Annotated in this window: 9 protein-coding genes; 6 read left to right on the top strand and 3 right to left on the bottom strand. The window is 58.6% G+C overall.

Annotation, left to right across the window (positions count from 1 at the left end; translation table 11 throughout):
* The first annotated feature begins 4 nt into the window (after positions 1-4).
* Genes F3I20_RS15620 through F3I20_RS15630 form a run of 3 tightly spaced genes read left to right on the top strand, consistent with a single transcriptional unit; the run spans position 5 to position 5,279 of the window.
* Positions 5-3,820: a cellulose biosynthesis protein BcsC gene (locus F3I20_RS15620; RefSeq protein ID WP_150013327.1), complete on the top strand. Its 3,816-nt coding sequence runs from the start codon at positions 5-7 to the stop codon at positions 3,818-3,820.
* On the top strand, positions 3,820-4,263 hold the full coding sequence (gene bcsD, locus F3I20_RS15625) for a cellulose biosynthesis protein BcsD (RefSeq protein WP_150013325.1): 444 nt from the start codon (positions 3,820-3,822) through the stop codon (positions 4,261-4,263). The genes F3I20_RS15620 and bcsD overlap by 1 nt, the downstream gene beginning before the upstream one ends.
* A gap of 8 nt (positions 4,264-4,271) precedes the next feature.
* Positions 4,272-5,279 carry a family 8 glycosyl hydrolase gene (locus F3I20_RS15630; RefSeq protein WP_150013323.1) on the top strand — a complete coding sequence of 336 codons (1,008 nt, stop codon included), beginning with the start codon at positions 4,272-4,274 and terminating at the stop codon, positions 5,277-5,279.
* A gap of 103 nt (positions 5,280-5,382) precedes the next feature.
* Here the strand turns inward: F3I20_RS15630 and bcsG are convergent, their stop codons facing one another.
* From bcsG to bcsE, 3 genes are read right to left on the bottom strand one after another with little or no spacing between them, the layout of a single operon-like run.
* On the bottom strand, positions 5,383-7,047 hold the full coding sequence (gene bcsG / locus F3I20_RS15635; RefSeq protein WP_150013321.1) for a cellulose biosynthesis protein BcsG: 1,665 nt from the start codon (positions 7,045-7,047) through the stop codon (positions 5,383-5,385).
* Positions 7,037-7,234: a cellulose biosynthesis protein BcsF gene (bcsF, locus tag F3I20_RS15640; protein ID WP_098051885.1), complete on the bottom strand. Its 198-nt coding sequence runs from the start codon at positions 7,232-7,234 to the stop codon at positions 7,037-7,039. The genes bcsG and bcsF overlap by 11 nt, the downstream gene beginning before the upstream one ends.
* Positions 7,231-8,769: a cellulose biosynthesis protein BcsE gene (gene bcsE, locus F3I20_RS15645; RefSeq protein ID WP_150013319.1), complete on the bottom strand. Its 1,539-nt coding sequence runs from the start codon at positions 8,767-8,769 to the stop codon at positions 7,231-7,233. Before bcsE ends, bcsF begins: the two co-directional genes overlap by 4 nt.
* Before the next feature lie 200 nt (positions 8,770-8,969).
* Between bcsE and bcsR the strand changes: the two genes are divergently transcribed.
* Genes bcsR through bcsA form a run of 3 tightly spaced genes read left to right on the top strand, consistent with a single transcriptional unit; the run spans position 8,970 to position 12,495 of the window.
* Positions 8,970-9,167 carry a cellulose biosynthesis protein BcsR gene (bcsR, locus tag F3I20_RS15650; protein WP_150013317.1) on the top strand — a complete coding sequence of 66 codons (198 nt, stop codon included), beginning with the start codon at positions 8,970-8,972 and terminating at the stop codon, positions 9,165-9,167.
* Positions 9,167-9,898 carry a cellulose biosynthesis protein BcsQ gene (bcsQ, locus tag F3I20_RS15655; RefSeq protein ID WP_150013315.1) on the top strand — a complete coding sequence of 244 codons (732 nt, stop codon included), beginning with the start codon at positions 9,167-9,169 and terminating at the stop codon, positions 9,896-9,898. Before bcsR ends, bcsQ begins: the two co-directional genes overlap by 1 nt.
* On the top strand, positions 9,895-12,495 hold the full coding sequence (gene bcsA, locus F3I20_RS15660) for a UDP-forming cellulose synthase catalytic subunit (RefSeq protein ID WP_150013313.1): 2,601 nt from the start codon (positions 9,895-9,897) through the stop codon (positions 12,493-12,495). The genes bcsQ and bcsA overlap by 4 nt, the downstream gene beginning before the upstream one ends.
* The last annotated feature ends 5 nt before the right edge of the window (positions 12,496-12,500 follow it).

Genomic DNA, 12,500 nt, shown 5'->3' on the forward strand with positions numbered 1-12,500 from the left:
AATAATGAAAAAAAATCTGTTAAGTGCCGGTATCCGTAAAGCGTTACTGCTGGGCAGCGCGCTGGTCCTGTCACCGCCGCTGCTGGCGGCGGAAAGCGCCAATCCGGCGTTGCAGGCTCTGTTCGATCAGGCCTCCTACTGGCATCAGAAAGCGCATGACGACCTGGCGAAAGCCTCGCTGCAAAAGGTGCTGATGGTTGAACCCGGCAACACTCAGGCGCTTTATCTGCTGGCCCTCTATTCACAGCAGGGCGGCGACACGGCTGCCGCAGCACAGTATCGTGCCCGTCTCAGTCAGGTCTCCCCCAGCGATCCGCACCTGAGCGAGCTGGATAATGCGCGCCAGATGCAGACCATTCCACAGGCGCAGCTTTCGCTGGCGCGTCAGCAGGCGCGCAGCGGCAACATTCCGGCGGCGTTACAGACCTGGCGCAATACCTTCAGCGGTAATGAGCCGCCACCAGGCGTCGCGGCGGAATATTATCTTACGATGGCGGGTGACCGTACGCTGCTGCCGCAGGCGGTTGAGGCGCTGCGGCAGTTTGCGGCTCAGCATCCGCAGGACACCGGCGCGCGGCTGGCGCTGGGTAAAGCGCTGAGCTATCAGGAACCGACCCGTCGCGAAGGCATTGAGGTGCTGAGTTCGCTGGCAAGTGGTAATCAGGATGCCGATCGTTCACTGCGCCAGGCGCTGCTGTGGCTCGGTCCGCAGCCGTCAGATGCGGCACTCTATCAGACCTGGCAGCAGCGTCATCCGCAGGACGCTGCCGTTATCGACTACTACCGTAAAAATGTGGGTGGCGCAGAAAAAGGGGCCGGATTCAGCGCGCTGAACAGCGGTGACGTCGGCGGAGCGCAGTCCAGTTTTGAAAAAGTGCTGGGCGCGAATCCCCAGGATGCCGATGCGTTAGCGGGCATGGGCTATGTGGCCCAGCGAGCCGGACGTTATCAGGAAGCGGCTGATTATCTGCAGCGCTCTGCTCAGCAGGGCGGCGATCAGGGTTCCTCGCGCCAGCAGCAGGCCGATGACGCGCGCTTTTACGCCCAGCTGGCCAGCGCGCAGCAGGCGCTGAAAAACGGCGACAGCGCGCAGGCGCTGACCTTAAGCGAACCGCTGGTCCAGGCTGACGGTGAAAAAGGGCTGGCCGCCAGGCTGTTCCGCGCCGACGTGCTGCGCCGCACCAATCAACCGCAGCAGGCTGAGCAGATCTACCGCACCATTCTGCAAAGTGATGCGGACAACCGCAGCGCCAAAGAAGGGCTGTTCTACGTTCTGCGTCAGCAGAATCGCAGTGCCGAAGCCAGTACGCTGCTCGGGGCACTGCCCGACAGCGTTCGTCAGAGCGTCACGCCACGGGCCAATGAAGCGGATGCGCTGCGTCAGCAGGCAAAGCGTCAGCTGGCGGCCGGTAACAACGCTGCTGCCATCGCGACGCTGCAGCAGGGTATTCAGCGCTATCCCTCCGATGGCTGGCTGCGGCTCGATTTAGCCCGGCTTTATCGTCAGCAGGGCGATACGCTGCTGGCGGCCAACGTGATGCAGCCGGTAATGCGCAACGGGGCCAGCACCAGCGAACTCTATGCCGGTGCGCTGAACGCCAGCGAAAGCGGTGGCTGGCAGCAGGCCAGCGCGTTGCTGGCACGCATTCCTGCCAATGCGCAGACGGCGGCGATGCGTGAACTGGCGCAACGGGTGAATTTCAATCTGCAGATGAGTACCGCCGATCAGTACCTGGCGCAGGGCGCGACGGCCGCCGCCGTCAATACCCTGAAAGCGCTCACGGTCACGCCGCCCGCTAATCCGGTGGATGCCGGCAACCTGGCGCAGAAGCTGGCAAAGGCGGGCGATCTCACCAGCGCGGTGTCGGTGGTGCGCACGAACCTGCAGCGTGGCGTGCAGGGCAATGCGGGCGATTATGCCGCGCAGATGGCGGTGCTGAATCAGGCAGGCCTCGGCAGTAAGGCGCAGCGCTTCCTCAGCAACCCGGAGCTGCAGGCGCGCAGTACCCCGACGCAGCTGGCCGGTATTCGTAACGGCTATCTGATTAACGAAGTGGATCGCCTGCGGCAGCAGCGGCAGTACGCGGTGGCCTATGACAAGCTGATAGGTGCGCTGCAGCAGGATCCGCAGAACCGCGATCTGATGTTCGCGATGGCCCGTCTCTATCAGGACGGTAAGATGAACCGGGATGCGGGTGTCGTGTATGACTACCTGATGACTCAGGATACGCCGACCCAGGATGCGCGTGTCGGGGCCATCAACGTCGCGCTGGCGCAGAACAATGTGCAGCGCGCCAGTGAACTGAGCCGCGGCCTTAACAGCGCCACGCAGACGCCGGATCGCCTGCTGCTGCTGGCGCGGGTCGCGGAAGCCAACGGCGAGCATTCACAGGCGATGGCATATCTGCGTTCGGCACGCGGGCAACTGATTGGCCTGCAGGGCGCGCAGTCTGGTAGTGTGCCGACCGTGGGCGGCCTGGCGCTGGCGGACAATCCGTTTATCAACCGCACCACCTCGCCGGTGGGACGTTCACCGTCCAGCTACGGCACCGTGCTGCCGTGGCAGGCGGCACCAGTAGCGGCTACTGCGGGCGTGACAACGCAGGATGAACCGGCAGCGGGCAGTAAAACCGTTTCTCAGCAGTCACAGATTCTGCATGACGTCGACACCATGATGGATTCGCTGCAGGAGAAAACCGGCACCTGGAGTCAGGGCATGGTGCAGGTACGCGGGCGCGATGGCGAGTCGGGCCTGAGCAAGCTGACGGAAGCCAAAGCACCGCTGACCTTCTCTACCGTGCCGTTTGAACAGGCGCGCCTCGATTTTACCGCCACGCCGGTCTCACTGACGGCGGGCAGTGGCGCAGCCGATGCCTGGCGGCGTTTCGGCACCAATGCGCTGAGCCAGGGGCGCGTGGTGGCCGCAGGCGGCGCGACGGTTAATGACCTGCCCAACGCGACCACCGATTCGCAGACCGCTTCTGGCGTCGAGCTGAATCTGGCGCTTAAGGGCGACAGCTACAAAGTGGATATCGGCAGTACACCGCTGGGCCAGGATCTCAGTACGCTGGTCGGGGGTGTGCAGTGGTCACCGAAACTCACCGATTTCCTGACGCTGATCCTGACCGGTGAGCGTCGCGCGATTACCGACAGCCTGCTCTCTTATGTCGGCGCAGAAGATAAAGCCAGCGGCAAACGCTGGGGACGCGTCACGAAGAACGGCGCGAACGCCCTGTTAAGCTACGATAATGGCGATGCGGGCTTCTACGCTGGCGGCGGCGCTTACAGCTACCTTGGTGAGAATGTTGCCAGCAACAACAATCTGCAGGCGACCGCCGGGGCGTACGTTCGTCCGTTCCACAGTGACGACCGCGAGCTGAAAGTGGGCATGAATCTGGCGTGGATGGACTTCTCAAAAAACCTCAGCTACTTCAGCTATGGGCAGGGCGGCTACTTCAGCCCGCAGAACTACGCGTCGGTCTCGTTCCCGATAGAGTTCACACGCAAATTTGACGATTTAAACGTCAATATCGGCGGTGCAGCCGGTTATCAGACCTACAGTCAGGATAAGAGCGCGTACTTCCCGGCGGATGCCAGCCTGCAGTCAGAGCTGGAAGCCCTTGCTGCCAGCGGCAGCGTGAAAGACGCTTACTACTCTGGCGGCAGTAAAAACGGCATCGGCTATAACCTGCACGCCGGAGCGGACTACAAACTCAATAAAGATGTGACGATTGGCGGCCAGCTGGGTTATGACACCTTTGGTGACTACAACGAAAGCAGCGCCCGGCTCTATGTCCGTTACCTGTTCGGAGAGAAGTAATGAGTGAGCATACGGGGATATCACATCCTTATCAGCCGGGCTGGTTTGACCTGGTCAGCGTGCTGATTGGCGGGATGATCGCCAACGCCGGTCAGCAGGAGGCGGAAGCCTTTCTCTACAGGATGGGTGAATCGCTGGCGACCCGCTATCCTTTGCCAGCGTCTCGCACCGTGCAGGATCTGGAGCGCGAGGCCAACCTGCAACTGGCGCGGTTTAACTGGGGCTTTGTGCAGCTTCAGCCGGAAGAGAAGGCGCTGCTGATTGCGCATCACGCCTTACCGGCAGGCGACAGTCTTCATTCTCCGGCTGACTGGCAGGCGGCGTTTGGTGCGATCATCGCCGGGCTTTTTTCAGGCTGGTTGCAGGGCCAGGGCGGCAGCAGAACGGTGCCGGTGACGCTTGAACTCAACGATGGCAGTACGCTGCACTATCGATATCAATAGGATCAGAAATGAAACGTAAGCCATTCTGGATGGGTTGGATCTGCTCTGTTTTACTGCTGGCCTGCAGCGCGCAGGCAAGTGCCAGCGGCTGGGATACCTTTAAAAGCCGTTTTCTGACCGCCGAAGGGCGGATCACGGACACCGCCAATAACAATGTCAGTCACACCGAAGGTCAGGGGTATGGCATGTTGCTGGCAGTGGCCAACAACGATCGCGCCACCTTTGATCGGCTGTGGCAGTGGACGCGTACTCAATTGCGTAATCCGCAGACCGATCTCTTCTACTGGCGCTATGTGCCGGGCAGTGATAATCCGGTGGCCGACAAAAATAACGCCTCGGATGGCGATGTGCTGCTGGCATGGGCGCTACAGCGTGCCGCACAGAAATGGCAGGTGGAGAGCTATCAGCAGGAGTCTGATCGCATTCAGCGCGCCATCATCAAGCTGGATGTCACCCGCTTTGGCGGTCATACCGTCCTGCTGCCGGGCGCGCAGGGTTTCAATAAAACCAGCTACGTGGTGCTGAATCCCTCGTACTTCCTGTTTCAGGCGTGGCGGGAGTTTGGCGAGCGCAGTCATCTGCAGGTCTGGGATAAGCTGATTAATGATGGTTTTGATCTGCTGGGTAAGCTGAGTTTTGGCAAAACCGGCCTGCCACTGGACTGGGTCGCGCTGAATGCGGATGGGTCGGTTGCGCCGGCTGTCGGCTATTCAAACCGCTTCAGCTACGATGCGATTCGCGTGCCGTTGAACATCTGGTGGTACGATCCGCACAGTCTGGCGCTGGTGCCGTTTCAGCGCGTCTGGCAGGGTTACAGTCGCATGCTGACCCCCGCCTGGTTTGATGTGCTGGCGAATGCACCCGCCCCTTATCACCTTGAGGGCGGTCTGCTGGCGGTACGTGATCTGACGCTGAATGAGACCGGCTATCTGAGTGATAAGCTGGCTTCCGATCAGAACTACTTCTCTGCCAGCCTGCAACTACTGACCTGGCAGGCGTTTCAGGAGAAGCGCTGATCAATCGCAGAACGGCGCTGGCCGCCGTTCTGCGGCTGATAACCCGGTGTGTCAGTCGCTGAGCCGCGCCTGACACACACTTCTGCTGTCCGGCGGTAATGCGTTACTGCGGGTAGGGCACCCAGTCGCCGCCGTTGAGCCTGATCCAGGGCTTGCCCTGATACATCACCACCACCGCACCGTCGTTTTCCGACACCACCGGCGTCTGCGGCAGCTTGTCGGTCAATACCGACATATTGACATTCGGCGCGTTAAATACCTGCCCATCCACCACCCGCGACACAATTTCTGAGATTGCCAGCAGGCTGGTCGGCGCATCAATATTGAGAGGCTGACCCTGATGCGGGGCTTTCATGCCGACAAATTTAATCCCCACCGGCACATGCGTAATGGCAGGGCTGGGAATATCCCGCAGGCCTGACATCTGCATCTTATCGCCCTGCAGTGCGGCACCATGCTCCGGCACTACCAGCACCATCACCCGGCGGCCCGACTTCTCCAGCTGAGTGAGGAAGGCGTCGATTTGATCAAACAGCAGCTGAGCGCGTGGCTTCCACGGGGCGGTCTGGGTGCTGCCCAGCTCACGGGTGCCGTCGTGCAGCGGGATCAGGTTGTAGAAGGTGGCGCTGCGGGCATCGCTGCTCTTGCTGCGATCGTCGAGCCAGCGCTGCATTAACTGAGCATCGTTAAGTACCGGCGAGCCGTCGAATGAGTTCAGCTCCGGGGCAATGCCCGCCTGCGACATCAGCGGTGCCTGAATATCGCCACCCTCGCGCAGTTCCTTGAGATAGTTACCGAACACGCCGCTGTGATCCATCATCAGCTGCTCTTTAAAGCCCAGCTTCGCCAGATTATCGAACAGGTAACAGCGTGAATCGGTGGGTTTGTAGAGTTCGCTGTGCGAAGTCTGACCGCAGCTGGCACGCAGCAGACGAATCCCCGCCGGTCCGCTGTAGCTGGTGGCGGAGTTATAGTTGGTCAGCATGATGTCGACGTGCTGCCACAGCGGATGATTACGCAGCTGGGCGGCATCCATGTCGGACCAGGCGAGTGAACAGATGTTGATCACCAGGATGTCGAAGGGCTGCGAATCGGCCGGCAGGCTGTCAGGGAAATGGGTGACGCGCTTGCGCTCACTCTCATAAAAACGGCTGAGCCAGGCGGTCAGGCTGGCGCTGGTGGGCGCGGCAGACTGATCGAGCCCATCCGGCACGGCAGCGGCCTGGCTGGCAGCAGCCGGTGTCTGATTCAGCACCACCTGCGGGGTCGTCGCGCGGGTCGGCAGCAGCGACATCGCCGGACCCGCAATGGTCAGCACGTTGAGCCAGATTAGCATCAGCGAAACCAGCACGGTGATGCGAACCCACTGCGAAATAAACAGATAGAGCACCAGCAGAACAAACAGAGCACCCACCATTTGCCAGTTGATAAAACGCTCAGCCAGATCGAGCAGGTAAGCACCCGAGAAGCCCGCCAGCTGATCGCCCTGGCTGAGAATGCTGCTGAGTCCCGGTAGCCAGGTGTCATGCCAGAACAGCGCGAAGCCAACAGGAATCGAGACCCAGTGGCGCAGGCGATGCAGGCGAACCGACGGCAGCGGGAAAAGCAGCCAGGCAAGAAACACTAAATTACTCAGGGCGTGAAAGTTGAGGTAGCCGTACCACAGCAGGGCGAATTTGACTAAAAAGTAGAAGTTCCAGCCGCCCAGTCCGCGCCAGCAGGACCACAAACGGGAAGAGTGGGCCGCAGCGGGTTGATCATTTTTCATTAATTTTTGCATCCGTTTTTGGAGATTGACGCTGCCAGTGGCCTTCAGACTTCAGCGCGCGAGCAGGCAAAAGACGATTCAGTAGGCCGTTCCAGCGACGCGGCAGCCACTGATGCCAGACCGGCTTTAAAATCAGCAAAATAACAACGACCAGCAGCGCAATCTGTACCCAATCCATCAGGTTCATCGGGATTCATTCTCCGGCAATAAAGTGATGGGCAGGGGGGCTGAGCGTTCCTGTGCTTCATGCCGGCGCTCAACGGCGACACGTATTGTCTCTGATACCGGCGTCAGATCCTGAACCGACATGGGCGTCAGTTTCTTAATATTGCTGACTTCCGCAAGGATCTGATTATCCTCGAACCAGACCATTCGATTTGCAAACAGCTCGTCGTGGGGCAATGAAAATATATATTTCAATGCCTTATCAAGATCGTTATAGCGGCAGGAGGAGAGAAACAGAATGACGCGATCTTCCAGAACCGTGACCAGGTCGCCAAAGCGGCGCGGCTTACAAAGTGTCAGGATCTGCTGCGGTTTAAGCTGTGGCACCGGCCGCAACGCCACCAGCAGACCCTTATCATTTTCCGGCAGTAAAGTATTACTGATCAACTGGCTGACTGACTGGCAGAAGGCGTCAAGCCGCAGGTAGCCTTTTTCATGCAGAGGCTGCAACGACGCGGTTAACGCCTCAAGACTGGCGGGAACACGGCGGTTGAACACCTGTCCCTGAACGCCTTCCAGCGTGGTCAGAAACCGCGACATTGGCGCGTTGGTCGGCACAATAACGTTTACCCCGCAGGCCAGCAGCAGACGTTCGTCGCTGTAACGCAGGCTGGCACCCATTTCGCGCACCACAATTTTCAGGCCGTTGCCGCGTCCGCGTCGCAGGCTGTGTACAAACTTCGCCAGTTCGTTGATAAGGTCGCTTCGGGTCAGGCTGAAAATAACCGTTGCGGCATTGGCCTGTTGAGCCCGTAACCAGACCTGCTCATTATCATCAAAGAGTTGCCACTGGCGTGAAAGTGGCGGTGCACCCTCAAGCACTCTTTTGTCTGCAAGATAATGCTGCTCGTCATTAAGGCTCAGCGGTTCCTGGTTTTCATTTAACGTTAAGAAACGATCCTCTTCACAGCCCAGGCGTATTGCGCGATCGGCCAGCAGGCGTTCAGCGGCATACCACCAGTTAATTCGATACTGCCAGCTATCCTGCTGAAAGCCCAAATGCGCCACGCCATCCAGCTGACGAAAATAACGCTGAAGATTATTACTCAGGTTTATTATGGTGGAGCCGGACGTCACGATTAACAGTGTGAGTTTTCTTTTATGCAGCGTGTGGCGCATACCCTTTATCCACCGCGTTAATTCGGCGTCATTGAGCTTATCCCATTGCGCTGCGCTGCTGTTAAATATCACCAGGCCATTTTTACTGCCGAGCGTGCGCAGAAAATCACTTTCAAGTTGCAACAGACTCCGTTTGCTTTTGGGAAGAGAAAACAGCGGGATACGGTCAGGACCGCCGACCGGGTCGGGCGTCAGTAAATCACGCGGCGGCTGATCAGCGCTGATCAGCGTGGCGGCCTGCTGATGTGAAATCACCTGTCGAATAAAAGTGCGGGCGTCATCCTGCCGTGCACAAGTGACCCAATAACAGCCAGGGGTTTGCAATGCCGTTAATTCAGGCTGAACATGCAACAGCCCTAGCGAAAAAGAATTTTTCATATTGAATTCGTTATTTTTCCAGTCCAGGCTAGCTTATTATAGACAGGCCAGGATGTAACCTGAGAAATTTAAACATTGCTGATGACAGGCTGGCTCACAATGTTCTGCAAATGCCGCGTTTCAGGGAATTTTTTCAACACCCTTTTTACGCGCACGCGTTCATTCTGAGTCTGACATTGTTTTATTTTTGGCGAAATGTAATGAAAAACCAGAATCTTTATACCCCTGTCGCCACTGCTGGCGATCGTCAGGATGATATTAGCGCTTTGCGTGACGCCTTTTCTTTGCACGCTTTTCGCTATGTCGACATTGCACGTGAAGAGCGCCTGAAAGAGATCGTGTCGCGCTGGCCGCTATTAGCGGAAACGCTCCCCAGCCAGCCTGAGCAACCGGACTGATGCCGCTGATAGCGCTTCAGGGCGTGCGGGGCGGCGTTGGCACAACCTCTCTTTGTGCCGGACTCGGCTGGGCACTCACGGCCCTCGGCGAGCGGGTGTTACTGATCGACGGCTCGCCGGTCAGTCAGCTCGGCGTGCATTTTAATCTGCCCGCTCAGCAGGAGAGTGGCTGGATGCAGGCGCTATGCGATGATGAGGCGTGGCAGCATGCCGCGCTTCGCTATCCCAATGGCCCTGATTTGCTTCCACATGGTGTGCTTTCTCATCAGCATGCGTTGACTATTGCCCACCAGAATGAGACGGTGGCCGCGCCGCTGCTCCAGGCATTGCCGGACCTGCAGGCGCGCTATCAGTGGATTATTTTCGATCTGCCCGCTGATCCCCTGCCATGGCACGACCTGCTCTATCCGGAACTGGACGGTGTACTGTGCGTCACTCAGCCAGACGCGAATTGTCATTTACGTCTGAACCAGCGCCATTTTCCGGCGCGTACACGCTTTATAATCAATCAGTTCAATGCCAACAGTCGTCTGCAGCAGGACCTCCATCAGCTCTGGATGGCTTCGCTGACAGAGCTGATACCGCTGCTGATCCACCGCGATGAGGCGCTGGCTGAATCGCTGATGATGAAGCAACCGGTTGGTGAATATCGGCCACATGCGTTAGTCAGCGAAGAGATCATCACGCTGGCAAATTGGTTGCTGCTCAATCTGGATGGGGTGAGGCCGTGAATCCGTTGCGCTGGCTGTTGACTGCCCCCGCCTGGCAATCGCTGCACAGCGGTTATACCACCGCACGTGGCAACGGCGCTTCCCGCTTCGCCAGTGCACTCCACCTGTTCTGGTCTGTTCTGGGGCTGATGTTGCTCCGTTTCGAAAGCCCGGCCTGGCAGCGTGTTATTCAGCAGCGTCGCCAACTTTATCCGCATATCTCACCAGAGCGTCCGCGTCCGCTGGATATTTTGCGTTATCTGATTCAGACGCTCTGGCTGATTGTGATCCGGCTACCGGTTGCGGGCGGGCGCGGCGGTGTTAATCGCCTGAGCGTGCTGACTGGCTGGCGGCACCATGGCTATCGCTGGCTGGATAATCTTGTCGCCCGCTCGCAAACCCAGCGCATTGATACGCGTCTTGAACAGCGGCTGAAGCGTCTGTCGCCACTGATGCGACGCAGCCTTTTCGTCGTCGTTGCCCTCTTTGCCACACTGCTGGCGCTGCTCTGTATCAGTCAGCCCTTTGGTCTGATGACCCAGTTTATATTTGTCGTACTGCTCTGGGGTCTGGCCATGCTGGTACGGCGCATACCGGGGCGTTTCCCCACGATGATGCTGATCGTGCTGTCGCTGACCGTGTCGTGCCGCTACCTCTGGTGGCGCTATACCTCGACGCTGAACTGGGACGATCCATTGAGCCTGATCTTTGGTCTGCTGCTGATTGCAGCAGAGACCTACGCCTGGGTGGTGCTGGTGCTGGGCTATTTCCAGACGCTCTGGCCGCTTAACCGCCAGCCGGTTTCTATGCCGGCTGACCGTACGCAGTGGCCATCGGTGGACCTGCTGGTGCCGACCTATAACGAACCGCTCAGCGTTGTCAGACCAACGCTCTATGCTGCGCTGGGCATCGACTGGCCGAAAGATCGCCTGACTATCTATCTGCTCGACGACGGCAACCGACCGGAATTCCGCGAGTTTGCCACCAGCATTGGCATTAACTATGTGGTGCGTCCCTCTAACGAACATGCCAAGGCGGGCAACATCAACCACGCGCTGAAAAAGTACTGCCGCAGCGACTTCGTCTCGATCTTTGACTGCGACCATGTGCCAACTCGCTCATTTTTACAGATGGCCATGGGCTGGTTTATCAAGGATCCCCGGCTGGCGATGCTGCAGACGCCGCATCACTTTTTTTCGCCCGATCCGTTTGAACGCAATCTCGGGCGGTTTCGCCGTACGCCGAATGAGGGCTCGCTGTTTTACGGGCTGGTGCAGGACGGTAATGATACCTGGGACGCCACCTTCTTCTGCGGCTCCTGCGCCATTCTGCGCCGTACCGCGCTGGAAGAGATTGGCGGTATTGCCGTAGAAACCGTGACTGAAGATGCTCATACCTCGCTGCGTCTGCATCGGCGTGGCTACACCTCAGCCTACATCCGCATTCCTCAGGCGGCCGGACTGGCCACCGAAAGCCTGTCAGCGCATATCGGACAGCGTATACGCTGGGCACGCGGCATGGTGCAGATTTTCCGCCTGGATAATCCGCTGTTTGGCAAAGGGCTGAAGTGGGTGCAGCGGCTCTGTTATGCCAACGCCATGCTGCACTTTCTGTCCGGCATTCCACGGCTGGTCTTCCTGCTGGCACCGCTGGCATTTTTACTCTGCCATGCCTACATCATCTACGCGCCTGCGCTGGCGATCGCGATTTACGTTTTACCTCACATGCTGCATACCAGCCTCACCAACTCGCGTATCCAGGGGCGCTGGCGTCACTCTTTCTGGAGCGAAGTCTACGAGACGGTGCTGGCCTGGTATATCGCCCGCCCGACCACTGTAGCGCTGTTCAATCCCCACAAAGGCAAGTTTAACGTTACCGCCAAAGGCGGACTGGTCGAGGAGCAGCACCTGGACTGGGTGATCACCAAGCCCTATATGCTGCTGGTGCTGCTCAATCTGGCGGGTGTGCTGATGGCGTTCTGGCGCATACAGCATGGTCCGGCAAACGAGATACTGACGGTATGCGTAAGCCTGATTTGGGTGATCTACAACATGATTATTCTCGGTGGCGCGGTAGCGGTGTCGGTTGAAGCACGACAGATCCGCGAGGCGCATCGGGTAGAGATTGCCATGCCCGCTGCCATCGCACGCGAGGATGGTCATATGCTGCCCTGTACGCTGCGTGACTACTCCGACGGCGGTGTAGGTCTGGAGATGCGCGAACCGGATGCACTGCGGGAAAATGAAAAAGTCTGGCTGCTGCTGCGTCGTGGACAGCAGGAGTTCAGTTTTCCGTGCCAGGTCCAGCGTGTTTTTGGCCGTCGGGCGGGTGTCCGTCTGCATCAGCTGACCACCCAGCAACATATTGATTTTATCCAGTGTACCTTCGCCCGTGCCGATACCTGGGCACTGTGGCAGGACGGTTTTCCGGAGGATAAGCCGGTGCAGAGTCTGGCCGACATCATGATCCTCGGCTTCAAAGGTTATCTGCGCCTGGCGGAATATGGCCCGCCGCAGTTACGTCGGTTGTTTAACCTGCTTACCGCTGGGGTAAGCTGGCTGGCTTCGCTGTTGCCGCAAGGCATTGGACGCGTGCCCGCTTCAAAAAATCTGCATTGAGTTGA

The organism is Candidatus Pantoea gossypiicola (genome assembly GCF_008632075.1).
GTDB lineage: Bacteria > Pseudomonadota > Gammaproteobacteria > Enterobacterales > Enterobacteriaceae > Pantoea > Pantoea gossypiicola.